Origin of the sequence: Allobosea sp. NPDC003192, from assembly GCF_050275675.1 — a bacterium.
Classification (GTDB): Bacteria; Pseudomonadota; Alphaproteobacteria; order Rhizobiales; family Beijerinckiaceae; genus Allobosea.
In genome coordinates this window covers 128,288-153,257 of record NZ_JBNNPK010000013.1, presented here as the reverse complement: position 1 = coordinate 153,257, position 24,970 = coordinate 128,288, and the positions used below count along the sequence as shown (strand labels likewise).

Genomic DNA, 24,970 nt, shown 5'->3' with positions numbered 1-24,970 from the left:
CCCCCGCCTCAGCGCCCCTGGCCCGACGCCGACTGCCGCATGGCCTCCGACATCACGACGTCCTTGCCGGCGGCGTAGTCGGCGAAGCTCGGCATGATCGTAATGCTCGGCCGAAGGTCGCCGGCCGGCACGCCATAGACATAGTTTAGCAGGAAACAGGTCGTGATCTGCGCCAGGCCGCAGCCATGCTCCCAGTCATGGAAGGCTGTCGTGTAGCGGACCGCGAGCTTCGAATGCGGCAGCACGGTGAGCCCGCCCTCGCCCCAGAACTGCGAGCGATCGCCCATCGCCTCGCCGACGATGACGGCACGCGACCCGGCGAAGTGTTTCAGCCGCGCGGCGGTGCTGATCGCCGCCGAGAAGGTGTTGGCGCTGGTCAGGATGAAGAGCTTGCCGTTGGGCGGCAGGATCTCCGGCAAGCGCCGCGCGAAATCGGCGGTCAGCGTATAGTCGCCTCCCGAATTGAAGCGCAAGTCGACGATCGCATTGCGGACGGGTTTGCGCGCTGCCTCGTCAAGCACGCCGAAGAGGTACTTGGCCACGCCGACCGGACCCTGGTCAGCCACTCGGTTGATCTGCACATGAAGCAGGTCGGGCGCGGGATAGTCGTGCCAGTAATTGGCGTCGAGCCGCGTCAGATATGCCGGCAAGGCAACACCGTCGAGCAGATGCCGCCAACCATTCGGCTGGCTCGGAGCCAGATTACCCTTCGGCCACGAAAAGCGGGTCGCCGGCGCGCGCGTGGCGGCCCTGGCGGTGAGCTCGACAAGAGCCACGCGGCCATCGGTGAACCGGATCTCGAAGCTGCCGCCATTCGCCGCCGCGGCGAGACCGGCGGCATGCAGCAACTCCGGCGAGACCAGAAAATTCGGCACGAATTCCCGGGCGAGATTGGCGGGCCCCCCAACATAGGGGCGCAGCGCCTCGACCAAAGCGGCGGTCGGGCGCCCGTTCACACCGAGGACCTGTCCGCCGAGGAGATCGCGTCGCTCCTCATCGGCAGCGATCACGAACAACCCGTCGCCGAACCAGCCGAGACGGATCGGTACAGCGTTGAAGCCCTGGTCGCCGGCGAGGCCGAGCACGTTGGTGTGGCCATTGTCGGCCAGCGCCACGGCCTTCGCTGCCGCCATCGCCAGGCCGGCCCGGTCGAAATCGCCCCCCCGTAGCTCGAGCGCGGCGACCGCCAGATCGAACGCCGCGCGGCTTTGCGCCGTGAAGCTGCGCTCGACCTCCGGCAGACGGCGCAGATGCGCAAGGTCCTGCAGGTTCCTGTCGCGCCGCGAAGTGGCCGCAGGGAAGTCCGCCTTCGGGTACGGCTTCAGTGTCGGATAGAGGATGATGGCGAGCGGTATCGCGACGAGGGCGAGCAAGGCCGCCACAGCCGCGAGCAGCCTGAGCCCGCGCCGGCGCCACGAGCGCCTGGGAACCTCGCCGTCTTGTTGCATGGGCCTGACCGGTCTCCACCGAATGGCGCCACGCTTATCATCGATCGGGACAGATGGCGGCAGCACGCAACAGCGCTGCCGCCCGGAGCCTCAGCCCCCCGAGACCTTCTGATAGTCCTTCACATCGGAGAAATTGATCTCCGGCGCGCGCTCGGCGTCGTATTTCAGGGTGAATTGCGACGACGCCATGAAGACCGGATCGCCGTCGAGGTCGTCAGCCATCGAGGACGGCTTGGCCGCCGTGAACTTCTGCAGCGCCGCCTTGTCGTCACTGGAGATCCAGCGCGCGATCGCGAACTGGCAGGGCTCGAAATCGACGGGCAGCGAATATTCCGCCTCCATCCGCTCCTTGAGCACGTCGAGCTGCAGCGCGCCGACGACGCCGACGATGGCGGGCGCGCCATCATGCGGCAGGAAGAGCTGGACCACGCCCTCCTCCGCCATCTGCTGCAAGGCTTCGCGCAGCTTCTTGGCCTTCATCGCGTCCTTGAGCTTGACGCGCCGCAGGATTTCCGGCGCGAAGCTCGGCACCCCACGGAAGACGATATCCTCGCCCTCGGTCAGCGTGTCGCCGATGCGCAGCGTGCCATGGTTCGGCAGGCCGACGATGTCGCCGGCATAGGCTTCTTCTGCGATCGAGCGATCGCGGGCGAAGAAGAATTGCGGCGCATTCAGCGGCAGCGGCTTGCCGGTGCGCACCAGCTTCGCCTTCATCCCGCGCGAGAGCTTGCCCGAGCACACCCGCATGAAGGCGATGCGGTCGCGGTGGTTCGGATCCATGTTCGCCTGGATCTTGAAGACGAAGCCGGTCATCTTCGGCTCGCCCGCCTCGATCGGCCGTTTGTCGGCCTGCTGCGCACGCGGGCTCGGCGCGAGGCGTCCGAGCGCATCGATCAGGTCGCGCACGCCGTAGTCGCGCAGCGCCGCGCCGAAGTATACCGGTGTCAGGTGGCCCTCGCGGAACGCCTCCAGATCGAAGGGCTTGCAGCCCTCGCGCGCCAGGAAGACCTCCTCGCGGAAGGTGTCGGCGGCACCATGGGGCAGGAGCTCGTCGAACAGCTTGTCGTCCTCGCCGGCGACCTTCTGGCCGGCATCGCTCTCGTCGCCCTTCTGGTTGCGGCGCAGCGTGTTGGAGGCGAGATCGAGCGTGCCGACGAACTCGCGCCCGCGCCCGACCGGCCAGGTCATCGGCGCGACGTCGAGCGCCAGCGTGGTCTCGATCTCGTTCAGCAGGTCGAAGGGATCGCGCGTCTCGCGGTCGACCTTGTTGATGAAGGTGACGATCGGGATATCGCGCAGGCGGCAGACCTCGAACAGCTTCTTGGTACGCGCCTCGATGCCCTTGGCGGCGTCGATCACCATGACAGCCGAGTCGACCGCGGTCAGAGTCCGGTAGGTATCCTCCGAGAAGTCCTCGTGGCCGGGTGTGTCGAGCAGGTTGAAGACGTGCCCGTCATATTCGAAGGTCATCACCGAGGTGACGACCGAAATGCCGCGCTGGCGCTCGATCTTCATCCAGTCGGAGGAAGTCTGGCGCCGGCCGGCCTTGGCACGCACTTCGCCGGCGAGCTGGATGGCGCCGCCGAAATAGAGCAGCTTCTCGGTCAGCGTGGTCTTGCCCGCGTCCGGGTGCGAGATGATGGCGAAGGTCCGCCGGCGCGCATGGGGCGCCGCAGCGGCCGTCGCGCTGTCGATGGTCGAAAGATCGGTCATGGCGTGGTCAAGACAGGATGCGGCCGCCCGAGTCAATCGGGCGAAGCGTCATCGCGACATCCCGATCAGCGCGGCCTGAGCGGCATTCCAACGCAAATTTAACCAAACCATGCTTCTGTGGGCGGTGGGTTCCCAGCTGCGCCCCGTGACCAAGCCGCGGCCTGCCGTTTCGCGACACAGATGGCCACGCTGCGCACCATCTCGAGCCAGATCCTCGCTGCGATCTCGCTTCTCGTCATAGCTGCCGCGATTGCTATCAGCCTCGGCGTCTACAGCCTCAGCCGCTATGCGACGATGACGAACGAGATGCAGTCGATCACGCATCGCTCCGCCCTCGCCGAGCGGATCAACGGGCTGGTCAACGCCGTCGTGATGGAATCGCGTGGCATCTACATGAGCGAGGGCGCCATCGGAGCAGAGCGCTTCGCGCCGCCGCTGCTGCAGAACCTCGTCGAGATCGAGTTGCTGATGGCCGAATGGCGGCCACTGGTCGAGGAGCAGGAACGGGCCGATTTCGAAAGCCTGCAAGCGCGCGTCCAGGAATTTCTCCACTTCCGGCGCGACATCGTCCGTCTCGGTCGGCAAGGTGCCACCCAGGCGGCGCGCGCAGCCGGCAACGACGACGCCAATCGCGACAATCGCAAGGCTCTCAACGAGACGCTGAAGCGCATTGCGGGCAGCTATGACGGACGCAGCGCCGCGCTCGACGCCCGGCTCGAAGCCATGCAGCGCGACAGCGTCAATCTGCAGATCGGCCTCGGTATCCTCTCGATCCTGACCGGTCTCGGCCTCTCGGTCATGGTCGTACACCGCCGCGTCTCGCGCCCGCTGCGCCGGCTCGCGAAGACCATGCGCAGTCTGGCGGCGGCCGAAACCGTCACGACCATTCCGCTCGTGCGTCGTCAGGACGAGATCGGTGACATGGCGCGAGCGGTCGAGGTGTTCCGCGACAACGCTCAGGCGCGGCAAGCGCTGGAGGCCGCCGCGGCGCGGGAGGATGCCGGCCGCGCGGCGCGTCAGCAGCGGATCGCCGAGGTCGTCGCCGCCTTCGATGCAAGGCTCGCCGACGCGCTGGAAACCGTCGAGACCGGCGCCCATACGCTCGAAGGCGCAGCGCGGGCAGTAAGCGAGATCGCCAGCGCTCGCACCGTGCAGATCGACGGAGCACAGAACGCCTCGCAGGATGCATCCGGCAAAGTCCAGCACGTCGCGGCCGCTGCCGAAGAACTGTCCAGTTCGATCGCCGAGATCGCCGAGCGCGTGACGCGGGCGAGTGCGATGGTCAAAAGTGCCGCAAACGATGCGCAAGGTGTGAGCCAGCGCGTCGAAGGCCTGGCGCGAGCTTCCGAACGCATTGTCAGCGTCATCGACCTGATCCGCGACATCGCCGAGCAAACCAATCTGCTGGCGCTCAACGCGACGATCGAAGCCGCGCGCGCCGGCGAGGCCGGACGCGGGTTTGCGGTCGTCGCCGCCGAGGTCAAGACCCTGGCAAGTCGCACCGCCGAAGCGACGAACGGCATCGCCAATCAGATCGAGGCTTTTCGCGGCGAGGCTTCCGGCGCCGTCGCCGCGATCGGGGCCATCGCCGCGACGATCACCGACGTCTCTCAGCACACCAGCGCCATCGCCGCCGCAACCGACCAGCAGAAGAGCACGACCTCCGAGATCGCCCGCAACGCCCAGGCGACGGCCGATGGCGCCGCGACCGCCGCCATGGCGCTCGACAGCCTCGCCGCCGCCTCCGGCGAGGCGACCGGCGCCGCCGCCGACACGCTGCGCACTGCCGAGAATCTGGCGCGAGAGGCAGAGGCGCTGCGCGGCGCCGTCGCCACCTTCTTCAGCCAGATCAAGGCCGCCTGACGTCTCAGTTCTTCAGCCGGTAGCCGGTCTTGAAGATCCAGGCGATCACCGCGATGCAGGCGGCGAGGAAGACCAGCGTCATCGAAAGGCTGACCGCGATGCCGACATCGGCGACGCCGTTGAAGCTCCAGCGGAAGCCGCTGATCAGGTAGACGACCGGATTGACCAGCGTCACCGCCCGCCAGAACGGCGGCAGCATGTCGATCGAGTAGAACGAGCCGCCGAGGAAGGTCAGCGGCGTGATGATCAGCAACGGGATCGCCTGTAGCTTCTCGAAACCATCGGCCCAGACGCCGATGATGAAGCCGAACAGGCTGAACGTCGCCGCCGTCAGGATCAGGAAGAGCAGCATCCAGATCGGGTGTTCGATCTTCAAGGGCACGAACAGGAAGGCGGTGGCCAGGATGATCAGCCCGAGGATCACCGACTTCGTCGCGGCTGCTGCGACATAGGCGAAGACCGCCTCCCACCAGGCGACCGGCGCCGAGAGCAGCTCGAAGATCGTGCCGACGAATTTCGGGAAATAGATCGCGAAGGAGGCGTTGGCGATGCTCTGCGTCAAGAGCGAGAGCATGATCAGGCCGGGCACGATGAAGGCGCCATAGGGCACCCCGTCGATCGCCTGCATATGCGAGCCGATCGCCGCGCCGAAGACGATGAAATAGAGCGAGGTCGAGATCACCGGCGAGAGGATGCTCTGCAGCGGCGTGCGCCAGGTGCGAGCCATCTCGAAGCGGTAGATCGCCTTGATTGCGTGGAGATTCATGCGTTCGCCCTCAGCAGGCCGACGAAGATGTCCTCAAGCGAGGACTGGCTGGTGCGCAGGTCGCTGAAGCGGATGCCGGCGTCGGCGAGATCCTTCATCAGCGCGGTGATGCCCGTGCGTTCGGCCTTGGTGTCGTAGGTGTAGACGAGCTCCTCGCCCTCGGCCTGAAGCGTCAGGCTGTAGCGGGCGAGGGCTTCGGGGATCGCACCCAGCCGCGTCTGGAGATGCAAGGTGAGCTGCTTCTGGCCGAGCTTGCGCATCAGCTCGGCCTTCTCCTCGACTAGGATGATCTCGCCCTTGCTGATCACCCCGACCCGGTCGGCCATCTCCTCGGCCTCCTCGATATAATGGGTCGTCAGGATGATGGTGACGCCATCGTCGCGCAGGCGCCGCACAAGCTTCCACATGTCCTGGCGCAGCTCGACGTCGACGCCGGCGGTCGGCTCGTCGAGGAAGAGGATCTGCGGCTCGTGCGCCAGCGCCTTGGCGATCAGCACGCGCCGCTTCATGCCGCCTGAGAGCGTCATGATCTTGCTGTCGCGCTTGTCCCAGAGCGAGAGGTCGCGCAGCACCTGCTCGACGATGGCCGGATTCTTCGGCTTGCCGAACAGGCCGCGGCTGAACGAGACCGTCGCCCAGACTGTCTCGAAGGCGTCGGTGGTCAGCTCCTGCGGCACCAGCCCGATCCGGCTGCGCGCGGCGCGATAGTCGCGGATGATGTCGTGGCCGTCGGCGAGGACCGTGCCCGTGCTCGGATTGACGATGCCGCAGACGATGCTGATCAGCGTCGTCTTGCCGGCGCCGTTCGGCCCGAGCAGGGCGAAGATCTCGCCGCGCCTGATGTCGAGGTCGACTGTCTTCAGCGCCTGGAAGCCCGAAGCATAGGTCTTCGACAGGCCGGATATCTGGATGATCGGTTGCATGGGCGAAGGCTATACTCGCAGCACGGCAAAGGGATGAAGCGGGATGGTGCCGTTTCGCCCTGCCGGCACGACATCCCGCGAAACAAGAATGGCCGGGCGAGCCCGGCCATAGCAAGTCCTTCTACCAGATCCTGTCAGCGCATGAAGAACCAGAGCAGGATGATGATCGGGATCGGAACGCCCACAAGCCACAGAATGATCGAACGCATCGACGCTAACCCCTTGATTGTCATCGGATGTAGATGACGGGACAACGTCGCGGGAGGGCCGGCGGTTCCGCCGCCCGGCGCCGATCTCATTTATAGGCGATGCTGTCGATGATCGCCGACATCGCCGCATCATGCGTCTTGTGGCCCTCGAGCGAGGCCCAATAGGTCATCATGATGATCTTGCCGCTCGCAACGTTCGGATTGATCGCGATGTAGCGGATCAGCGACTCGCCGTCCTTGCTCTTGGCCTTGAGCTCGGTGAACGACCAGGCCTTGCCCTTGACCTCCTGCTTCACCGTGCCGGAGGCACCGGTGATCGTCACGCCTTCCTTCTCGAAGTAGACGTTGTGTTCCTTCTGGAGCGTGTCGAGTTCGGCGGGCGCGATCAGCTCGAACCAGAGATAGATCTCCTCGTCCGGCGTTCTGATCTCGACGCCGCGCTTGATCTTCGCGGTCGTCCAGGCATCCGGCACGGTGACGACCGCGACCGGATCGGTTTCGGTGATCTGGAGCGCACCGGCCATGGCCGGCAAGCCATTGAAACCGGCGAGCGCAAAGGCGAGCGCGAGGACAGTCTTCCGCAACATGAGATTCCCCCCGGGATCAGCCAGGTTCCGCACCCCTGCGCGCACCGCGATCCGCTGGCATGACCTGTGTCACAGCCCGCGGCGATGACAAGGCTGCAGGGCGCGTTTCAGGCCGGTTCGGCGGCGCTTGGATGCCAGAGAGGTTGATAGCCGTTCACAAGCGCGGCCAGAGACGTCGGCGGCGTGACGACGGCGACGGGACCGGACGGTTGCGGCCGGCTCGCGACGTAACCAGAGGGCGACCAGAGCAGAGCCTTGTCGCCGCGCAAGGCCAGGAACTCGCCCTCGGGGGTGGCGATCATCGCGCCGTCCGGCAGGCTCTCCGCCGGCATCCGGTGCAAGCGCTTGCGCCTGCCGTCGCGCCGCTCGCGATCGAGCCGCTCGTCGATCGCGGGAAAGAGCGGCAGGTCGGCAAGCCCGAGCCCTTTGACCAGTGCCGCCCGGTAGGCATGGGCATCGGCGCGCCGGCATTCGACGCAGGGTCGGTGTCCGGCGGCGAGCGCCGTCACCTCGTCGCAGAAGAACAGCTCGGTGTAGTAGCGGCCCCAGACATCACGCTGCCGGCCCTTGAACGAGAGCACGCAGCAGATCCACTGGTTCGTTGCGTAGAGCCGCCTCGGCAACGCCTTGGTCGCCGGGTCATGAAACTTGCCGCCGCGATTGCCGAACAGCAGACCCCGCGCCGGATCGGCGAAAAGCGAGCCATCGGGACGGATGCGATTGGGCAGTGGCATGAGACGAGCCTAGGCAGCGGCAGCGCCGGATCATGTCACCAGCGCGCTACCCTTGCGACACCTTGCCGGACTCGCAGCTCGCGACGCTTTCCGGCAAGCTTCCAATCGCGCGAAAGCCGAATGGCGCGTGCAAAGGGGCAGGACAGCATGGATCGGACCACCGAAAACGGCGCACCGCCGCTGCTCGCGCACCCGTCGCGCGGCGCCATCCTCGGCGAGATCCATGCCCGCCCCTTCGCGCCCCTGTCGACGCCGCAGCGGCTGCTTCACTTCGCCTTCATGACCGATCAGGCGCAGGCCGCCGCCGATCGCGAGGCGCTCGCCCGCTTCTGCGTCGAGCGCGGGGTGCCCGGCCCAGCCGAGGGCGCCAAGCACCACCGCGCCCGGCTCAGCGACGTCAGCCTGCGCTGGGAACAGCACAGCGAGTTCACCACCTATACCTGGGAGCTACCCTCGCCTGGTGCCGCCCCCTTCCTGCCCGCGAGCCCGGTGCTGCCGCACGGCATGCTCGCTTTGCCGCAACCGGGTCCGCATCTGGTCGCGGTCGACCTGCATCTCCTGCCGGAGAAGACCGGGCCCGATCTGGAGACGCTCTTCGATGCGGCGAGCCTCGCCGCCTCGCTGGTCGATGGCGAAGCGGCCATCGCCGCGACCGATTTCCGTGCCGGGGCCGATGGTTTTGTCCGCATCCTGGTGCTCGACCGGGCGCTGACTCCCGCAAAAGCCGGTGCGCTGGCGCAGCGCCTGCTCGAGGTCGAGACCTATCGCGTGCTCGCGCTGCTCGGCCTGCCGGAGGCGCATCGCCTCGCCCCCTCCGTGCGCCGCACCGAAGAGATGCTGGTCCGCATCGCCGGCACGATGATGCAGACCGACGGGCTCGCCGCCGACAACGCCCTGCTCGACGAGATGACGGCGATCTCTGCGACGATGGAGTCCGAGGCCGCCTCGTCGAATTACCGTTTCGGCGCCAGCCGCGCCTATGACAGCATCGTCGGCCAGCGGCTGGAAGCGATCGGCGAAGCGCCCTATGGCGGCTGGCCGACCATCGCCGCCTTCCTGTCGCGGCGCATGGCGCCGGCGATGCGCACCTGCCAGATGCTGCAGCAGCGCCAGCTCGACCTCTCGCGGCGGCTCGCCCGCGCCGCCAATCTCCTGCGTACCCGCGTCGACGTCGCGCTCGAACAGCAGAATCGCGACCTGCTCTCCGCGATGAACGACCGCACGCGATTGCAACTGCGCCTGCAGCAGACGGTCGAGGGGCTCTCGGTCGCGGCGATCGGCTACTACATCGTCAGCCTGTTCGGCTATCTCGCCAAGGGCGCCAAGGATGCCGGTTACCTGCCGGTGGATGTCGGCATCGCGACCGCGCTGTTCGTGCCGGTCGCGATCATCGGCGTCTGGCTGATGGTCCGCCGCATCCGGCGCGGCCATAGTGATGGCTAGCGCTGCACGATGACCTTGGTGCCAAGCCTGACGCGATCGTAGAGATCCGTCACGTCGCGATTGGTCATGCGGATGCAGCCCGAGGAAACCGCAGCGCCGATCGTGTCGGGCTCGTTCGAGCCATGGATGCGGTAGAGGCTCGATCCCAGATAGATCGCCCGCGCGCCGAGCGGGTTCTCCATCCCGCCCTCCATATAGCGTGGCAGATCGGGCCGGCGCTTGAGCATCGCCGCGGGCGGGCGCCAATCCGGCCATTCGCGCTTGCGCGAGACGGTCTTGGTACCCGACCAACTGAAGCCTTGCCGGCCGACGCCGACGCCATAGCGGATCGCCTGCCCCTGTCCGAGCACGTAGTAGAGCCGCCTCTGGCTGGTCGAGACCACGACCGTGCCGGGCGCTTGCTTGCCGCTCCACGGCACGATTTGGCGCGGCACCGGCTGCTCGCTGAAGATGTTGAGGAAGTCCGCGACCCCGCGGCTGAGCGCGTTGGAATAAGCGTAAGCGGGTGCGCAGAAAGCGAGACTCGTGACGATAAGAACAATGGCGCGCAGCATGATGATCCCTGCAACGCCCCCCGCCCGGATTTAACCGGAAGAGGCAAAGCGGGGTCAACCCCGGCTCAACCGCGCAGGCCGGCAGTGATCGAGCGGCGATAGGACAGAGCCGCCGGGATCAGCGCCGCCAGCGAGCCGAGCAGCAGGATGAGCCCGACCTGGGCGAACTCCGCCGAGCCCAGCGCGAAGGAGAGCCGCAGGCCCGTCTGCGCCTCGAACAGGCCGGAGACCGCGAGCGTCGCAGCAGCGCCGAGCCCGAGGCCGAGCAGGCAGCCGGCCGCGACCAGCCCGGCCATGCCGAGCCAGACCACCAGCAGCACATAGGCTGGCGGCGCGCCGAGCGCGCGCAGCACGGCATAGCGCCGCCGCCTCAGCCCGGTTACCGCGACAAGCAGCAGGAAGATCGCCGCCAGGATCAGCACCGCGTTGAGAACGGATGCGACGCTGAGCACCTGCCCGACATCGCCGAGCGTCCGATAGAGCCCGACCAGCACCTCGGCCGGGAAGAAGGCCATGGTGCCGCCCTGCCGGTAGCGCGCCCGCAGCGCATAGGCGTCGGCGACCGCCTTCGGCTTCACCACCAGCGCCGGCACGCCGGGAATGCGCTGGCCGTCGAAGGGCGGGCCGAGCGCCGCATCCTCGCCAACATGGCCATTGCCGAGCCCATGCACCTCCCAGACGCTCTCGACCGGCACCAGGATCGCCCGGTCGAAGGGCGAACCTAATCGCGGCAGGCGGCCGACCGCGACATAGGCATGGCCCTCATGGCGATGGCCCGCCTCTTCCGCATCGGCAACGCCGCGCTTGGGCCAATGACCGGCAATCGCATGCGAGGGCTCGATCTTGTCGCCAAGCTTATAGGTGACATCGGCGCCGAGCACCGCCTCGCCCTCGCGCGCGAACAGCCGGCCTTCGCTCGGCTGCAGGCGGCCCCAGCGGCCGGCGAAAGCGAGCGTGGTGCCGATCACCGGATGACCGCGGGCGATGTCGCCGAAGGCCAGCGGCGCGACCGCGGCGACGCGCGGATCGCGGGCGAGCTCGTTGAGCAGGCGCCCGTCGATCAGCGGCAGCGCTTCGGGCTGCAGGTAGATCGCCGACATCAAGAGCTGCGTCTGGCTGCCGGGCGCACCGATCAAGAGGTCGAAATCATCGGCGGCCTTCGCCGAGGCCTGGCGCAGCGCCCGCTCCTGCGCGCCGATGGCGACACCGATCGCCACCGCCAGCGCAACCAGCGTCACGATCGCCGCCGCCGTCCAGCGCAGCGCCCTGAGATCAGCGATGACCATCGGCAGCGGGTTCACGCCGCCGCCTTCAGCTGGAGCGGCCCGTCGCCGATCGCCGCGACATGCTGCATCCGCACCAGCAACGCCTGGTCATGCGAGGCGCAGAGCAGCGTCGCGCCGCTTTCCTTGGCGACCTCGACCAGCAGCGCACCGACCTCAGCCGCGTGCGCCGGATCGAGGCTCGCCGTCGGCTCGTCGGCGAGGATCAAGGTCGGCGCGTTGAACAGGGCCCGCGCGATCGCAACGCGCTGCTGCTCGCCGCGCGAAAGCACGGCGGCACGGCGGCGCAGATCGGTGAGACCCATACGCCCGGCAAGCGTGCTAGCGCGCGAGACCTGGCTCTCCGTCTGCCGCCAGCCCGAAAAGCTCGCCGGCAAGGTGATGTTGGCGAGCACATCGAGCTCGGGCACGAGATGAAAATCCTGGAAGACGAAGCCGACCGTCTCGCGCCGCCAGCGATCGCGCGCCGCGCCAGGTAGCGCGGAGACGACGACGTCCCCCCAGCTGATGCTCCCGGCATCGGGCAGGAAGAACCCGGCGGCGAGATGCAGCAACGAAGTCTTGCCCGAGCCGGAGGGGCCGCGCAGGCCGATCAGCGCACCGGGCGGCACGACGAAACCGGGAATATCGAGCACCCGGAAGGGCCGCCCGCCGCCATCGCGATGATCGACTTGGATGCCGGAGAAGTGCAGCGGCCGCGCCGCGCCGGCCGGCCGCTCAGACACTGTGGAAGCCGGCATCGACGAGCCTGATCTGGCTGACGAATCCGGTCTCGGCATCGGTCGAGGAGCCGATCTCGAGCCGGCCGCTGACCGCGACCTTCTGGCCGGCGCTGACCATCGGCGTCGCCGCGCGCATGAACACCACGACGATGTCGACCGGCCAGTCGGCATCGGACTGGCAGAACGGGCAGATCGCCAGCGGCTCGCGCGTCAGTACGAAGAAATGGCTTTCCGGCTTCAGCGGCGGCGCCATGTAGCCGGTCATCCTGACCGGCTTGCCGCGCAGCGAGGTCGCCCGGTCGGAGAACTGGAAGCCGAGCACGCCGAAGGATTTGTAGAGCCCGTCGAAGGTCAGCGTTTCTGCTTCGGCTGCGAGCGCGCGCAGCGAGACGGGCAGCGCCGCGAGCCCCATGAGGAGCCCGCGGCGGGAAAATATACGGCGCCCTTCCGGGGGCCGCGATGATGAGTTGTCGCTCACTTGCCGCCGAGGGCCAGCGCTTCCGCCATGACGCGGAAGACGAAGGTGTTCGGCTTGTGGCCGCGGAAGCGCTCGGCGCCCGGGCCCATGGCGGTCAGCAGCACGTCGTCGGCAGCATGGACACCGGAGTTGGCGTCGAAGGGCAGGTTGCCCTGCTTGCGGGTGGCGAGCGGACCGGTGCAGTCCTTCTCATTGGCGACATTGGTCTTGCCATCCGGACCCTTCACGGCCGGGACGCGCTCGCCATCCATGAACGGCTTGCCGGTATCGCAGGTGTCCGGATAGCTGCCGAAGGCGACGGCGAGGCGGCGCGAGGTATCGACCTTGGTCGGGTAGCCGTCGGCATCGCGCGGCCCGTAATTCGGCGGCAGCGAGTCGGCATAGGTGCCGAGCTTGTCGCGCAGCAGCTGGCCCGGGCGATCATCGTCATAGGTGCCGATGACCGAGATCGGATGGGCGTGGTCGGGCACGACGATGATCAGCGTGTCGTTGCGATCGCCGGCGAAATCCTTGGCGACCTTGACGGCGTTGTCGAGCATGATCGTGTCGAACACCGCGCGCTCCCAGTCGAGCGAGTGGCTGTACTTGTCGATGCGGGCCGATTCCACCATCAGGAAGAAGCCGTCCTGCGCGCCCTTCAGCATCTCGAGCGCCGCCTTGGTCTGCTCGACCACGTCAGGCTGATCGGGGAACTTCGAGATCGAGCCCTTCTTGGCGAGGCGCAGATCGAAGGCGCCGTCGATGTTCGAGGTGTTGTAGAGGCCGAGCAGCTTCTTGGAGCCGCCGGCGACCGCAGCGTTCATCTCGGTCTTGGTGGTGGCGAGCGCATAGCCCGCCTCCTTGAACTTGGCGATGAAGTCGAGATCGTCGGTGCGCTTGGTGCCTGGGGTCGACTTCGGCAGGAAGTTCGGCGAGCCGCCGCCCATGATCACGTCGGGCTGCACGTCGAAGAACATCTTGACGATGTCGTTGTAGTCCGAGCGGCGGCGGGTATGGGCGACCATCGCAGCCGGGGTCGCATCCTCGATCTCGGCATTGGTGACGATGCCGATCGCCATGCCGGCACGCTTGCGCTTGATCACCTCGGAGATCGTCTCGACCTTGGGGTGGTCGAGGGTCAGCGCGTTCTTGGCGCAGTAGATGCCGAGCGCGTTGACGCAGGACTTGTGGCCGGTGGTGTAGGCGCTGGCGGAGTTGGCGCTGTCGGTGACGACGGAGTCGGTGCCCGAGGTCGAGATCAGCGCCATGTTGGGCATGTCGTCGATGGCGAGTTCGCCGCCATAGAGACCTTCCTGCCAACCCTTCGACAGGATGCGGGCGGCAGTGCGATGCCCGACCGAGAGGCCGTCGCCGACGAAGAGGATGACGTTCTTGGCCTTGCGCTCAGCCGTCGGGTAGACGGTCCAGTTGACGCTGGCCTTCTCATTGCCCTGCGTCGCCTCGACGACATACTGGCCGGCCGGCAGCTGGGCGCCGCGCAGCCACAGCGCCGAATGCTTCTGGCCTTCCTCGTTCTGCACGAACTGGACCTCGCGGCCGAAGGCTTCGGCGACAGGCTTGCCGTTGATCGTGACCTTGACGTCGGCGGAAGCAGGAGCGTTCGGGAATTCGACCTTGAAGTCGAAGCGCGAGCCTTCGAGAATCTCGGCGCGGGTGAGCGGATAGATGGTTTGCGCCATCGCCGGCGCCGCGCTGGCGAGCATCGCCGCCGCCATCAGCCAGGTTCGCTTCTGCATGATACCTCTCCGCCCCAGTGAATCCGGTGGCCGGTCCGTTAAGCGCGCGAGATGACACTATGATTACTGCGACCTCGACAAAATAGCTATGTTATAACAAATCGTTTTCATTGAGATCGACGTCCCGGATCTCCGGTCTCTTTCCCGCGCGGCGGGCAACCAACTGTAGCATTGCTTATGCTAAGCCCGCCTCGCCAAAGGGGGACGACGTAATGAGCACCGCGAGCGATGCCCGCTTCTGGGACCGGTCATCGAAGAGCTATGCCAGGTCACGCATATCGGATCAGGCAGGCTATGAGCGCACGCTGGAACGGACCCGCGCCCTGTTGAAGCCAGATGGGGCGGTGCTCGAGCTGGGTTGCGGCACCGGCACGACGGCCCTGCGGCTCGCGAGCCGGGTCGAAAGCTATCTGGCGACGGACATCTCCGCCGGCATGATCGCCATCGCCGCGGAGAAGCTTGCCGCGAACCCGATGCCGGGGCTCGCCTTCCGTGCAGCGACGGCAGAGACGCTCGCCGCCGAAACAGAGCGGTTCGATACCGTTCTCGGCTTCAACTATCTGCATCTGGTCCGCGACCTCCCCAGCACGCTGCGCAGCATCCATGCCCTGCTCGTGCCGGGCGGCCGGTTCATCTCCAAGACGCCCTGCCTCGGCGACATGAACCCGCTGATCAAGCTCGCTTTGCCCCTCATGCAAATGATCGGGAAGGCGCCCTATGCCGGCGTCTTCAGTGCGCAAGAGCTGAGCGGTCTCATCGCCGCGGCGGGCTTCGAGGTCGTCAGCACGGAACGCCATGCGAGCAAGGGCAAGGACAGCCGCCCCTTCATCGTGGCGCGTAGGACATAGGCGCAGCCGGAACCGAAGGGAGCAATCCCGGCCCACTCGCGTTTCGATCCAGATGGGTAGGTCGAGCGCGGGTCAGTCCTGACAACTCCTGACATCCATGCGCCCTATCAGCCTCGGCCATCGCCTAGGGGAACACCAAAGGGACACTGCCATGCTGACCTTCTATCACTCGCCGCAGTCGCGCTCCTTCTCGATCCTCTGGCTGCTCGAGGAGCTCGGCCAGCCCTATGAGATGGAGGTCGTCGACATCCGCGCCGAAGGCGGCCCGCCGGAGAGCTATCGCGCCATCCAGCCGCACAAGAAGGTGCCGGCGATCGTGCATGACGGCACCACCGTCACCGAGCGCGCCGCGATCTGCCTCTATCTGACCGAGCAGTTCTCCGAGGCCGGGCTGGCTCCCGCAGTCGGCGACAAGGATCGCCCGGCCTTCCTGACCTCGCTGGTCTATACCGACGCCGTCCTCGATCCGATCATCGCGACCTCGATCCACAAGTTCAAATACGAGGCCCGCGGCTTCTCCTTCGGTTCGCACGCCGACACCGTCGCCAATCTCGCGAAGAAGCTCGGCGAGCACCCCTACGCCGCCGGCGAGCGCTTCACCGCCGCCGACACCCAGCTCGGCGCCGGCATCCATTTCGGCATGAACATCGTCGGCGTGCTGCCGCGCCTGCCGGTGTTCGAGGCCTATATGGAGCGGATGATCGAGCGCCCTGCCCTGCAGCGGACCATGCAGAAGGACGGCACGCTCGAACCCGGCCAGGTGCCCTGAGACAAGCTGCCCTGAGCCGGTTCAGTCTTCCTTGAAGCCATAGTCGGGAATGCCCTGCTCATTGCCGTAATATTTGTACGGCAGGAACTTGCCCGACATGGTGATCCTGACCCGGTCACCCCGGGGATTCGGCTCGCGCTCGAAGGCGATATTGAAATCGATCGCCGACATGATGCCGTCACCGAACTCCTCCTCGATCAGTGCCTTCCAGGCGGGGCCGTTGACCATCACCATCTCGTAGAAGCGGTAGATCAGCGGGTCGGTCGGCGGCATCGGCGTGCCGGTGCCCCGATAAGGCACTTCGTTGAGCATGCGCTTTTCGGCTTCCGAGAGGCCAAACAGCGTCGCGGCTTTCTCGGCGAGCGGCTTCACCAGCTTCATCTGGCCGAGCAGGGCGCCGATCACCAGCACCTCCGACATACCGCCGATCTCGTCGGTGATCTGTTTCCAGCTCCAGCCCTTCTCGCGCTTGATGTCGAGAATCTTCTCGGTGAGCTCTTCGCGCTTCATCTCGTCCTCGCCAGTCGCGGCCGCCCATGGCGGCGGTCGGCTGACGGCTAGCAAGGCACGGGCCAGAGCAGCCGGAAGACCAGGAGACTACGCGCTCAGCGCCGACCGAACCGGAACTGCTCGAGCGCCGCGATCTGCTGCGCGACAGGGGAAACCTGGGCGGCCAGCGAAATCCCCTCGAAATGCCGGCGGCCGCGGAAGCGGGCGCGTTCGAAATTCGAGCGGCCGTCGAAGGCGGCGTTGCTGAACCAGGCGCCGCGGTCGAAGCGGGCACCGGCGAAGCTCGCCATCTGGCCGAAACGACTCTCCTCGAAACCGGCATTGCCGGCGAACTCCGCCTCGCCGAAATCGGCGGCCCCGGCGAAAATGCAATCGCCGAACCCCGCCTCGCCGGCATGGCGCACGCCACGGAACTGCGTCACGCCATCGAAGCGCGAGCCGCGGAACCAGGCGTCGCCGATGAACTCCGCCTCGACGAAGCAGGCTACCCCCTCGCAGCGCATGTCGCGAAATTCAGCCGTGCCATGGAGCGTCGCCGCTCCGAAATCGGCGTCGCCGGCGAAATGCGCCCGGTCGAAGAAGGCGTCAGCCCGGAAGCTGGCGTCGCGGAAGCTGACAGGCCCGTGAAAATGCGCCTCGGAGAACCAGGCGTCACCGCAGAAGGCACTGCCGGCAAAGCGGGCAGCCGCCGGAAAGATGATGCCAGCGACATTGAAATCGCCCTCGAAGATCTCGTCGACCAGCGCGACATCGGCAAAGAGGCGCCAGAGCGCGAGAAGCGCGCCGTCCCCGCCGATGCGGCCGCGCAACCGCGCCATCTCGCCGGCCCAGTCGTTCCAGGCCGCCGCGCCCTCGCTTAGTCGCGCCAGCGTCGCCTCACGCCGCGCCGCCATGAAGGCGGAGGCCTCCGGCCCGGCCGCGCCGAAGCGCGCCGCGCGCTGCGCCGCGGCGAAGCCGGCCTGATGCGGCCGCGCCCAGGAATTGAGCTGCAGGAGTTCGGCGCGTGCATCGGGCACGAGCCGGAACAGGCTGGCCATATTCGGATGAGGCCCCAGTTAACGATTCATTAGCCATAAGCGAGCCGCCGAAATGGTTCAATCGCTGCTTTGCTGCCCGATGTCCCTCCCATCCTCCGATCACTCGTCGGTTTCGGCTTTCGATGCAGCACACTTTTAAGGTTACAGGCCGATAACCATCTGTAGCGTAAGGCATTTGAAGTAGTTTCAGCGCGATCCAAGGGTCTCGATTCACCACGCGGGCATTCAGCGCCGATGAACGCCTACCTGCCTCTGATCCTGTTCACGGTGCTGACCAACGCAGCGGCGCAGTTGATGCTGAAGCGTGGCATGGGCGGCGTGGGGCACCTCGATGTCGGCAATGACGGGCTGATTCCCACCGTCTTCCGCGTCGTCTTCAACCCCTTCGTCTTCGCCGGATTATGCACCTTCGTGGTCAGCATGGCCTCGCATCTGATCGTGCTATCGAAGGTGCAGATCAGCTACGCCTACCCGTTTCTGAGCCTCGCCTACGTCGTGGTCGCGGTCTACGCCTATTTCGTCTTCCAGGAGGATCTGAGCCCGGCCCGCATCGCCGGCATCGGCTTCATCGTCCTGGGCACCATTTTCATCGCACAGAGCTGAGGGACGTCATGGACCTGTTCGCCCGCTTCATTCTCCGTCTCGGCGCCCTCTTCGCTGCGGCCCAGCCGCAGCTGAAGCCGATTCCGGTCCCGGCCCGACGACCCGACCAGCGACGCTGAGCCATGAAGCACATCATCATTGGCGGCGACGGCTTCGTCGGCTCGCATCTCGCCGCGGATCTTGTCGGGATGGACGAAGATGTCCTCGTCTGCGACATCCAGAAGAGCGCTCATCCGCACTATGCCAAGGTGCCGTTCCAGCACGTCGACGTCACCGATCCGGCGAGCGTCGACAGCATCGCTTTGACGTCGCAGGACCTTGTCTACAACCTCTCGGCCAAGATGCTGTCGCCGATCGTGACCCGGAAGGAGCGCCACGACTTCTTCTGGCCGGTGAACTACCACGGCACCCAGAACATCCTCGCCTGGATGGAAAAGAACGGCGCCACCCGGCTCGTCCACTTCACCACAGACATGATCTACGGCCATTCGGTCACCGTCCCGCAGGATGAGACGCACCCGGCCAAGCCGCTGGGCGAATACGGCGAGAGCAAACTCGCCACCGAGGCGCTCTGCCAAGGCTATCGCGACAAGGGCTTCCACATCCCGATCTTTCGGCCGCGCCTGATCATCGGCCCCGGCCGCCTCGGCATCCTGGTCAAGCTCTTCCGTCTGATCGATCTCAATCTGCCGGTTCCGATGATCGGCTCGGGGAACAACCCCTACCAGTTCATCTCGGTCTTCGACTGCGCCAGCGCCTGCATCGCCGCCTGGAAGGCCGATTTCCCGAACAGCGCCTACAATCTCGGCTCGGACGATCCGCCGCCGGTGAAGAAGCTGCTCGGCGACCTGATCAAGCATGCCGGCTCGAAGTCGATCCTGCTCCCGACACCGGCCTCCCTGGTCAAGCTGACGCTGGATACGCTCGACGCGATCAACCTGCCGATCATGGATCCCGAGCAATACAAGATCGCCGACGAGATCTGCATCCTCGACACCTCCAAGGCCAAGCGCGAGCTCCGCTGGGCGCCCCAACACCGCGACGAGGACATGCTGCTGGCGGCCTACACCGAATACCGCAAGACCAGGGATGAGCTGAGGAGGAAGGCCGCATGAGCATGCCCGCCTACAAGACGGAAGAAGCGGCTCAGCAGCCTGCGCGCCCGCAACTGCTCAGCGTCGAGGCCGCAAAGCAGCTCGACGCCCAGCAGGTGAAGGAGCTCTTCACCGCCCATATCAACCCGGGGCAGCTGCATTTTCTCAAGCTGCTCGGCTTCGACAAGATCATCGTCGATCGCGCCGAGGGCATGCACTACATCACCCGCGAGGGCCGCGAGATCCTCGATTTCTTCGGTGGTTTCTGCTCGGTCGCCTTCGGCCACAACCATCCGCGCATCGTCGCGGCCCGGAAGAGATTCCAGGACGAGAACCGCCATGAGATCTGCATGGCGTTCATGTCGCAATACGCCTCGGCGTTGGCGAAGAACCTCGCCACCATCGCGCCCGGCGATCTCGACATGGTCTTCCTCGGCTCGACCGGCTCGGAGGCGATGGAGGCGGCGCTGAAGGTCGCCGAGCAGGCGCAGGGGCCGGCCAAGTCGAAGATCCTGCACGCTGCCAACTCCTTCCACGGCAAGACCAAGGGCGTGCTCTCGGTCACCGATTCCAGCCTCTACCAGTCCGGGTTCAAGCTGGTCGAGAACCGGGTGAAGGTGCCCTTCGGCGACGTCGAAGCGGTGCGGCAGGCGCTGGAAAGCGATCCTGCCATCGGCATCGTCGTGATGGAGACGATCCAGGGCGGCGGCGGCATCGTCGAGGCGCCCGAGGGCTTCTGGCGGCAATTGCGCGCACTCTGCGACAAGCACGGCGTGCTCTGGGTCGCAGACGAGGTGCAATGCGGGCTCGGCCGCACCGGCCAGTTCTTCGCCTTCGAGCGCGACGGCGTCGTCCCGGACGTGACCGCCCTCGCCAAGGCGCTCGGCGGCTCCAAGGCGGCGATGGGCGCGATGATCGCCCGGCGCGATCTCTACATGAAGGCCTATGGCAAGCCGAAGACGGCGCTGATCCACGCCCAGGCCACCTTCGGCGGCATGGGCGAGGCCTGCGTCTCGGCGATCGAGGCCCTCAATGTCCTCTATGACGAGGACCTGATGGGCAACGCCAAGCACCAGGGCGACCATCTGATCGCGCGCCTCAACGAACTGCGCGCCAAGCACCCGACCCTGCTCAAGGAAATCCGCGGCCGCGGCCTGATGATCGGCGTTGAATTCCAGGACATCAGCGAGACCATGCCCTTCGGCGTCAAGCACATGGTCGCGCTGCTCGACGACAAGCTCAAGGGCTCGCTCTGCGGCTTCATCGGCGCGCTGCTGCTGAAGGATTACGACGTGCTCGTCGCTTTCACCGAGTACAACCGCAACGTCATCCGGCTGGAGCCGCCGCTGATCGTCACCCGCGAGCAGTGCGATCAGTTCATCGACGCGCTCGACGACCTGCTCTCGCGCGGCATCACCCGCATCGTCACCGACTATCTGCGCAAGGTCGCCGTCGCCAAGGGCTGAGCGGGTCGACCATACCACTTGCCGAAGGGCCGGCTCATGCCGGCCCTTTTGCTTTGGGCTGCATGTCCGGCCAGCCTTGACAGTGGGCCCCCAACCCCCAACTCTATGAACATGACGACGAAGCATCGCCTCGTTTTCCGGGTCGCCCCGATCGCGGAATCCTAGCCCCGGACTCGGCCCGAGCGCGCCCCGAGTCCAGGGGTGCCGTCGATGCTGTCTTTCGTCACCGCAGCACGACATCCAAGGCGTCTCCCCCCGAAGAACCTCCTGAACTTGCCGGTCGCGCTCTGGCGCCGCCGTCGTGCGCGTCATCGCAGGATACGAACCATGACCCAGTTGTCCCAGAAGACCCATCGCAAGCCGAAGATCGTCGTCGGCGAGATCGACCATGAGCGCCTGACCGGCCTCGCCACCACCGCGCTCGAGCGCATCCCGGAGGTCGCCGAAGAGCTGCTCGCCGAGATGGACCGCGCCAAGGTCGTCGCGCCCGGCAAGCTGCCGGCCGATGTCGTGCGCATGGGCTCCTTCGTCACTTTCGATTCCGACAGCGCCCAGCATCGCCGCGTCCAGCTCGTCTATCCGGGCGAGGCGGATATCGAGCAGGGCCGCATTTCCGTGCTGACGCCGATCGGCGCGGCACTGATCGGCCTTGCCGCCGGCCAGTCGATCGCCTGGACCGCCCGCGACGGCAAGAAGCACGTGCTGACGGTGACGGCGGTCGAGCAGCCGGAGCCCGCGCTCACGGCCTCGTAAGCCTGCTCAGGCGGCGGTGACCCGCCGCCAGAAGCTCGACGAGAAGGCCGGATCGACATGGCGCGCAAAGTCGCGCCAATGCGGGAACGAGGCCTCGAAGGTCGCAGCCGACATCCGCGCGTCCTTGTAAGGATTGACCCGCCCGCCAGCCTCGATCGCGATGCCGTCGAGGTCAGCGAACAGCTTCAGCGTCCGCTCGCCGCGATGCGGGAAATCGAGCGTCAACGTCGCGCCGGGGATCGGGAAGGACATCATTCCCGGCGACGGCACGTCGCCGAACAGCTTCAGTACGGTCAGGAAAGAGCTCTCCCCTGCCCTCAGCGTCAGCCGCAACATCGCCTCGACTGCTTCGCGCGCGCTCGCCATCGGCACGGCACACTGGAACTGGCGCAGTCCCCTTGGCCCATAGGCGCGATTCCAGTCGCGGACGCGGTCGAGCGGATAGAAGAACGGGCGATAGGCAATGCGCCTCGGCTCGGGCGTCCGCGGCTGGGCGGCGCGATAGAGCGCGTTGAAGGCGTGCAGGCTCAGCCGGTTGATCAGCGGGAATGGCGGCTTCAGCGGGAACGGCAGGGTCGGCCCGGACTTCGCCGGCGGCGCGTCGGACGCCGGTGCGTGGTTGGCGCGGAAGAACACGCCGCGTCCGAAATGCCCGCCGCTTGCGAGCGAATCCACCCAGGCGACGGTGTAGTCATGGGTCGCGTCCGAGGCCGCTGCGATCTCGAAGAAGCGGTCCAGCCCATCGAAATGAATCGCCTCCTGCAGCATCTCGGCGGAAGCGATCGGCATCAACTGCAGCTCGACGCGGGTGATCAGCCCGGTCAGCCCCATCCCGCCGATCGTGGCGGCGAAGAGATCGGCATTCTGCGTCGGCGTGCAGGTCAGGAGCGATCCATCGGACCGGGCAAGCTCGAAGCTGCGCACATGCCGGCCGAAGGTGCCGGCGCGATGATGGTTCTTGCCATGGACGTCGTTGGCGAGCGCCCCGCCGATGGTGACGAGGCTGGTGCCGGGCGTCACCGGCGGGAACCAGCCGGCAGGGACGCAGAGCTGCAAAAGCTCGTCGAGCAGCACGCCGGCCTCGCAGAGGACGACCCCGCTCTGCGTATCGAAGGAGAGGATGCGATCGAGGCGGCGTGCCACGATCAGCCCGCCGCCATCGTTCAGGCAGGAATCGCCATAGGAACGGCCATTGCCATAGGCGAGAACCGGCTGGTTGCGCTCACGCCCGGCGAGCCAGTCCGCTGGCTCGATCAGGGTGGTATTCCTGGCGTCCAGCCCGCCCCAGGAGCGCAGCGCGGCGCGCGCGTCGCTCACGGCAAGACCTTCGCTCCGACCATGATCAGCACGACGACCAAGCCCATCAGCTGGCTGCGCCAATCCCGGATCATGAACATCAGTGGATCGTCCGGCATGTTGCCGCGCCGGGCCAGGAACCACATACGCGCCATCTGGTAGAGAATGACCGGGCAGACCAGCCAGATCACCTCGGGATGGCGGTAGAGCTGCTTGACCGCGGCGCTGTCGACATAGAGCGCCATGATCAGCGCGCAGGTGCAACCCGACGCCATGCCGAGTTGCGAGAGCGCCTCGATATCCTCGGCCTGATAGCCACGGCCGGCCTTCTTCAGCCCGGACTGGTCATGGGTGATGCGCAGCTCGGCATAGCGCTTCATCAAGGCAAGGCTCAGGAACAGGAACATCGAGAAGGCAAGCAGCCAGGACGACACCGGGATCGCCGCCGCGGCATTGCCGGCGATGATGCGCAGCGTGTGCAGGGCGGCGAGGCCGAGCACGTCGACCAGCAGCTTGCGCTTCAGCACGAACAGATAGGCCAGCGCCAGGACGAGATAGGAGCCCCATGCCATCAGATAGAGATCCGGCCGGGGCAGCAGCGCCGTCAGCGCGCCGGAGGCGATCAGCAGGCCCGGGACCATCGCGTAGGCTTGGCCCTTGCTGATCTCGCCGGCCGCGAGCGGGCGCTTGCACTTGGTCGGGTGGCGCCGATCGGCCTCGACGTCGATGATGTCATTGAGCAGATAGATCGACGACGCCATCAGCGAGAAGGAAACGAAGGCGACGAAGCCATAAAGCAGCGCGTTCGAGGCAAAGACGTCGTGGTTGAGCAGGATCGGCACGAAGACGAGCCCGTTCTTCGCCCAATGATGCGGCCGCATCGCCCGAAGCATCGCCGGTAGAGCCATCGTCCCCGTTTTCGTCGCCAGCCGAACACATGACATGAGACGGCCCGGATTGTTCCGGGCCGCCCGCGCTCATGGCGTGCATTAATGCAACGGGAATCCTAATTCCGCGTCGACCGCAAATCTGCGACACCAGCCTTCTCGGATCATACTTAATTTTTAAATGCCCGCGTCAGCCAGCGGCCATCACCCGCATGATCCCCGCCTGCGGCTCGGCCCAGCGCAATTCACCCAGCCGCAGCATCGCGTTCACATGGGCGAAGACCTCGCTGAAGGCGAAGGAGAGCTGGTGCGGGTCGAGCGGCCGCGTGAACATCACCGGCACCAGTTCGGCGACCGAATGCGGCCCCTTGGCGACAGCACCTGCGATCAGCCGGCAGCGTTCGGCGTGATGGGCGGCGAGCGCGGCGCAGCGCTCGCCAAGGCCATAGAACGGCAACTGGTGCCCTGGCAGCACCAGCGTCCCCGGTGGTATCGCCCGCGGCAGCGTCGCGAGCGAGCGCAGATAGAGTCCCAGGGGGTCGCCTTCGGGATCGACGGCCCAGACGCTGATGTTCGGCGTGATCTTGGCCAGCACCTGATCCGCCGCCAGGAAGACATTCGCCTCGGGGCAGTGGAACATCAATTGCTCCGGCGCATGGCCGTCGCCAGCCAGCACGAAGAAGTCGCGTCCGCCGATCTTGAGCACATCGCCGGCGACGATGCGGGTGAAGGTCGGCGGCAGCGGCGTCACCTGCCTGAGATAGCCGTGCCCCAAAGTCGAGACGACCTGCGTCACCTCGGCCGAGAGCCCGTGGCGCAGATAGAAATCCTTGTAGACCGGCGCCTCCGCCGCACCCGGGCTGAGCGAGATGTTGAGGCAGCCGAGATAGCTGGTCTGACTGGTCAGAAGCGGCGTGCCGAAGCGTTCATGCAGCCATCCGGCGAGGCCGATATGATCGGGATGGAAATGCGTGACGAAGAGCCGGGTCAGGCGCTTGCCCGCCAGCGCCCCGGCCGTCAGCGCGAGCCAGGCCTGCTTGGTCGGTTCGTCGCCGATGCCGGTGTCGATCACCGCGAAGCCGTCGCCATCCTCGATCAGGTAGATGTTGACGTGGTCGAGCCGGAACGGAAGCGCGATCCTCGCCCAGAAGATGCCGGGCGCGACCTCGATCAGCTGGCCGGGCGCCGGCGGCTCGGGGAACGGAAAGATCAGGCCGTGCGGATCGGGAGCGTGCAATTTGGTCAGCC

Annotated in this window: 24 protein-coding genes; 8 read left to right on the top strand and 16 right to left on the bottom strand. The window is 66.4% G+C overall.

Annotated elements, in window-relative coordinates; genetic code table 11:
- Positions 1-8: 8 nt before the first annotated feature.
- Together ACQKLX_RS18545 and ACQKLX_RS18540 are read right to left on the bottom strand one after the other, a co-directional pair.
- Entirely contained in the window at positions 9-1,448 is a 1,440-nt protein-coding gene (locus tag ACQKLX_RS18545; RefSeq protein WP_427363025.1) for a S41 family peptidase, read from the bottom strand.
- 90 nt (positions 1,449-1,538) lie between these two features.
- Positions 1,539-3,161, bottom strand: a complete 1,623-nt coding sequence (locus tag ACQKLX_RS18540) for a peptide chain release factor 3 (protein WP_427363024.1) — start codon at positions 3,159-3,161, stop codon at positions 1,539-1,541.
- 180 nt (positions 3,162-3,341) lie between these two features.
- On the opposite strand from ACQKLX_RS18540, the gene ACQKLX_RS18535 reads away from it, so the two are divergent.
- The gene (locus ACQKLX_RS18535) at positions 3,342-5,024 is read left to right on the top strand and encodes a methyl-accepting chemotaxis protein (protein ID WP_427363023.1); all 1,683 of its coding nucleotides are present in this window, start codon (positions 3,342-3,344) and stop codon (positions 5,022-5,024) included.
- Positions 5,025-5,028: 4 nt separating this feature from the next.
- Here the strand turns inward: ACQKLX_RS18535 and ACQKLX_RS18530 are convergent, their stop codons facing one another.
- The 4 genes from ACQKLX_RS18530 to ACQKLX_RS18515 all read right to left on the bottom strand — a co-directional run bounded on the left by ACQKLX_RS18530 (position 5,029) and on the right by ACQKLX_RS18515 (position 8,243).
- Positions 5,029-5,790: an ABC transporter permease gene (locus ACQKLX_RS18530; RefSeq protein WP_427363022.1), complete on the bottom strand. Its 762-nt coding sequence runs from the start codon at positions 5,788-5,790 to the stop codon at positions 5,029-5,031.
- The gene (locus tag ACQKLX_RS18525; protein ID WP_427363021.1) at positions 5,787-6,713 is read right to left on the bottom strand and encodes an ABC transporter ATP-binding protein; all 927 of its coding nucleotides are present in this window, start codon (positions 6,711-6,713) and stop codon (positions 5,787-5,789) included. Before ACQKLX_RS18525 ends, ACQKLX_RS18530 begins: the two co-directional genes overlap by 4 nt.
- Positions 6,714-7,008: 295 nt before the next feature.
- Positions 7,009-7,509, bottom strand: coding sequence for a hypothetical protein (locus ACQKLX_RS18520; RefSeq protein ID WP_427363020.1), 501 nt, complete (start codon positions 7,507-7,509; stop codon positions 7,009-7,011).
- A 107-nt stretch (positions 7,510-7,616) separates the two neighbouring features.
- Positions 7,617-8,243: a hypothetical protein gene (locus ACQKLX_RS18515; RefSeq protein ID WP_427363019.1), complete on the bottom strand. Its 627-nt coding sequence runs from the start codon at positions 8,241-8,243 to the stop codon at positions 7,617-7,619.
- A 147-nt stretch (positions 8,244-8,390) separates the two neighbouring features.
- Here ACQKLX_RS18515 and ACQKLX_RS18510 point away from each other — a divergent pair, with 147 nt between their 5' ends.
- The gene (locus tag ACQKLX_RS18510) at positions 8,391-9,686 is read left to right on the top strand and encodes a DUF3422 family protein (protein WP_427363018.1); all 1,296 of its coding nucleotides are present in this window, start codon (positions 8,391-8,393) and stop codon (positions 9,684-9,686) included.
- On the opposite strand, the gene ACQKLX_RS18505 is transcribed toward ACQKLX_RS18510, so the two are convergent.
- From ACQKLX_RS18505 to ACQKLX_RS18485, 5 genes are all read right to left on the bottom strand, one after another.
- Positions 9,683-10,240 (bottom strand): L,D-transpeptidase, encoded by a 558-nt coding sequence (locus tag ACQKLX_RS18505; protein ID WP_427363017.1) that lies wholly within the window; start codon positions 10,238-10,240, stop codon positions 9,683-9,685. The two genes, ACQKLX_RS18510 and ACQKLX_RS18505, sit on opposite strands and share 4 nt — an antisense overlap.
- 65 nt (positions 10,241-10,305) lie before the next feature.
- Positions 10,306-11,541: an FtsX-like permease family protein gene (locus tag ACQKLX_RS18500; protein WP_427363016.1), complete on the bottom strand. Its 1,236-nt coding sequence runs from the start codon at positions 11,539-11,541 to the stop codon at positions 10,306-10,308.
- Entirely contained in the window at positions 11,538-12,263 is a 726-nt protein-coding gene (locus ACQKLX_RS18495; RefSeq protein ID WP_427363015.1) for an ABC transporter ATP-binding protein, read from the bottom strand. Before ACQKLX_RS18495 ends, ACQKLX_RS18500 begins: the two co-directional genes overlap by 4 nt.
- A complete protein-coding gene (locus ACQKLX_RS18490) occupies positions 12,241-12,657 on the bottom strand; it encodes a hypothetical protein (protein ID WP_427363014.1) in 417 nt (138 codons plus the stop codon). Before ACQKLX_RS18490 ends, ACQKLX_RS18495 begins: the two co-directional genes overlap by 23 nt.
- Positions 12,658-12,719: 62 nt before the next feature.
- Positions 12,720-14,459 (bottom strand): alkaline phosphatase, encoded by a 1,740-nt coding sequence (locus ACQKLX_RS18485; RefSeq protein WP_427363013.1) that lies wholly within the window; start codon positions 14,457-14,459, stop codon positions 12,720-12,722.
- A gap of 212 nt (positions 14,460-14,671) precedes the next feature.
- Here ACQKLX_RS18485 and ACQKLX_RS18480 point away from each other — a divergent pair, with 212 nt between their 5' ends.
- Both ACQKLX_RS18480 and ACQKLX_RS18475 read left to right on the top strand, forming a co-directional pair.
- Positions 14,672-15,307: a class I SAM-dependent methyltransferase gene (locus ACQKLX_RS18480; RefSeq protein WP_427363012.1), complete on the top strand. Its 636-nt coding sequence runs from the start codon at positions 14,672-14,674 to the stop codon at positions 15,305-15,307.
- Between the two features lie 151 nt (positions 15,308-15,458).
- Positions 15,459-16,076, top strand: a complete 618-nt coding sequence (locus tag ACQKLX_RS18475; RefSeq protein WP_427363011.1) for a glutathione S-transferase family protein — start codon at positions 15,459-15,461, stop codon at positions 16,074-16,076.
- A gap of 21 nt (positions 16,077-16,097) precedes the next feature.
- Here the strand turns inward: ACQKLX_RS18475 and cynS are convergent, their stop codons facing one another.
- Both cynS and ACQKLX_RS18465 read right to left on the bottom strand, forming a co-directional pair.
- On the bottom strand, positions 16,098-16,586 hold the full coding sequence (gene cynS, locus ACQKLX_RS18470; RefSeq protein ID WP_427363010.1) for a cyanase: 489 nt from the start codon (positions 16,584-16,586) through the stop codon (positions 16,098-16,100).
- Between the two features lie 95 nt (positions 16,587-16,681).
- Positions 16,682-17,623: a pentapeptide repeat-containing protein gene (locus ACQKLX_RS18465; RefSeq protein WP_427363009.1), complete on the bottom strand. Its 942-nt coding sequence runs from the start codon at positions 17,621-17,623 to the stop codon at positions 16,682-16,684.
- Between the two features lie 234 nt (positions 17,624-17,857).
- Between ACQKLX_RS18465 and ACQKLX_RS18460 the strand changes: the two genes are divergently transcribed.
- The 4 genes from ACQKLX_RS18460 (at position 17,858) to rnk (ending at position 21,539) form a co-directional block, all read left to right on the top strand.
- Positions 17,858-18,226, top strand: a complete 369-nt coding sequence (locus tag ACQKLX_RS18460) for a DMT family transporter (RefSeq protein WP_427363008.1) — start codon at positions 17,858-17,860, stop codon at positions 18,224-18,226.
- Positions 18,227-18,348: 122 nt separating this feature from the next.
- Positions 18,349-19,341, top strand: coding sequence for an NAD-dependent epimerase/dehydratase family protein (locus ACQKLX_RS18455; RefSeq protein ID WP_427363007.1), 993 nt, complete (start codon positions 18,349-18,351; stop codon positions 19,339-19,341).
- Positions 19,338-20,786: an aspartate aminotransferase family protein gene (locus ACQKLX_RS18450; protein WP_427363006.1), complete on the top strand. Its 1,449-nt coding sequence runs from the start codon at positions 19,338-19,340 to the stop codon at positions 20,784-20,786. The genes ACQKLX_RS18455 and ACQKLX_RS18450 overlap by 4 nt, the downstream gene beginning before the upstream one ends.
- A 336-nt stretch (positions 20,787-21,122) precedes the next feature.
- Entirely contained in the window at positions 21,123-21,539 is a 417-nt protein-coding gene (gene rnk, locus ACQKLX_RS18445) for a nucleoside diphosphate kinase regulator (RefSeq protein ID WP_427363051.1), read from the top strand.
- A gap of 6 nt (positions 21,540-21,545) precedes the next feature.
- On the opposite strand, the gene ACQKLX_RS18440 is transcribed toward rnk, so the two are convergent.
- The 3 genes from ACQKLX_RS18440 to ACQKLX_RS18430 all read right to left on the bottom strand — a co-directional run bounded on the left by ACQKLX_RS18440 (position 21,546) and on the right by ACQKLX_RS18430 (position 24,959).
- Positions 21,546-22,856, bottom strand: a complete 1,311-nt coding sequence (locus ACQKLX_RS18440) for an FAD-binding oxidoreductase (RefSeq protein WP_427363005.1) — start codon at positions 22,854-22,856, stop codon at positions 21,546-21,548.
- Complete coding sequence (locus tag ACQKLX_RS18435) at positions 22,853-23,743, bottom strand: UbiA family prenyltransferase (RefSeq protein WP_427363004.1); 891 nt, start codon at positions 23,741-23,743, stop codon at positions 22,853-22,855. Before ACQKLX_RS18435 ends, ACQKLX_RS18440 begins: the two co-directional genes overlap by 4 nt.
- 169 nt (positions 23,744-23,912) lie before the next feature.
- Entirely contained in the window at positions 23,913-24,959 is a 1,047-nt protein-coding gene (locus tag ACQKLX_RS18430) for an MBL fold metallo-hydrolase (protein WP_427363003.1), read from the bottom strand.
- Positions 24,960-24,970 lie beyond the last annotated feature (11 nt).

Excerpts from the sequence above, each read along its gene's own strand:
- ACQKLX_RS18510 (WP_427363018.1), top strand. The coding sequence starts at position 8,391 with ATGGATCGGACCACCGAAAACGGCGCACCGCCGCTGCTCGCGCACCCG.
- ACQKLX_RS18535 (WP_427363023.1), top strand. The coding sequence starts at position 3,342 with ATGGCCACGCTGCGCACCATCTCGAGCCAGATCCTCGCTGCGATCTCG.
- ACQKLX_RS18495 (WP_427363015.1), bottom strand. The coding sequence starts at position 12,263 with ATGCCGGCTTCCACAGTGTCTGAGCGGCCGGCCGGCGCGGCGCGGCCG.
- ACQKLX_RS18475 (WP_427363011.1), top strand. The coding sequence starts at position 15,459 with ATGCTGACCTTCTATCACTCGCCGCAGTCGCGCTCCTTCTCGATCCTC.
- ACQKLX_RS18540 (WP_427363024.1), bottom strand. The coding sequence starts at position 3,161 with ATGACCGATCTTTCGACCATCGACAGCGCGACGGCCGCTGCGGCGCCC.
- ACQKLX_RS18485 (WP_427363013.1), bottom strand. The coding sequence starts at position 14,459 with ATGCAGAAGCGAACCTGGCTGATGGCGGCGGCGATGCTCGCCAGCGCG.
- ACQKLX_RS18480 (WP_427363012.1), top strand. The coding sequence starts at position 14,672 with ATGAGCACCGCGAGCGATGCCCGCTTCTGGGACCGGTCATCGAAGAGC.
- ACQKLX_RS18465 (WP_427363009.1), bottom strand. The coding sequence starts at position 17,623 with ATGGCCAGCCTGTTCCGGCTCGTGCCCGATGCACGCGCCGAACTCCTG.
- ACQKLX_RS18505 (WP_427363017.1), bottom strand. The coding sequence starts at position 10,240 with ATGCTGCGCGCCATTGTTCTTATCGTCACGAGTCTCGCTTTCTGCGCA.
- ACQKLX_RS18545 (WP_427363025.1), bottom strand. The coding sequence starts at position 1,448 with ATGCAACAAGACGGCGAGGTTCCCAGGCGCTCGTGGCGCCGGCGCGGG.
- ACQKLX_RS18520 (WP_427363020.1), bottom strand. The coding sequence starts at position 7,509 with ATGTTGCGGAAGACTGTCCTCGCGCTCGCCTTTGCGCTCGCCGGTTTC.
- ACQKLX_RS18450 (WP_427363006.1), top strand. The coding sequence starts at position 19,338 with ATGAGCATGCCCGCCTACAAGACGGAAGAAGCGGCTCAGCAGCCTGCG.
- ACQKLX_RS18435 (WP_427363004.1), bottom strand. The coding sequence starts at position 23,743 with ATGGCTCTACCGGCGATGCTTCGGGCGATGCGGCCGCATCATTGGGCG.
- ACQKLX_RS18530 (WP_427363022.1), bottom strand. The coding sequence starts at position 5,790 with ATGAATCTCCACGCAATCAAGGCGATCTACCGCTTCGAGATGGCTCGC.
- cynS (WP_427363010.1), bottom strand. The coding sequence starts at position 16,586 with ATGAAGCGCGAAGAGCTCACCGAGAAGATTCTCGACATCAAGCGCGAG.
- ACQKLX_RS18525 (WP_427363021.1), bottom strand. The coding sequence starts at position 6,713 with ATGCAACCGATCATCCAGATATCCGGCCTGTCGAAGACCTATGCTTCG.
- ACQKLX_RS18490 (WP_427363014.1), bottom strand. The coding sequence starts at position 12,657 with ATGGGGCTCGCGGCGCTGCCCGTCTCGCTGCGCGCGCTCGCAGCCGAA.
- ACQKLX_RS18515 (WP_427363019.1), bottom strand. The coding sequence starts at position 8,243 with ATGCCACTGCCCAATCGCATCCGTCCCGATGGCTCGCTTTTCGCCGAT.
- ACQKLX_RS18455 (WP_427363007.1), top strand. The coding sequence starts at position 18,349 with ATGAAGCACATCATCATTGGCGGCGACGGCTTCGTCGGCTCGCATCTC.
- ACQKLX_RS18460 (WP_427363008.1), top strand. The coding sequence starts at position 17,858 with ATGAACGCCTACCTGCCTCTGATCCTGTTCACGGTGCTGACCAACGCA.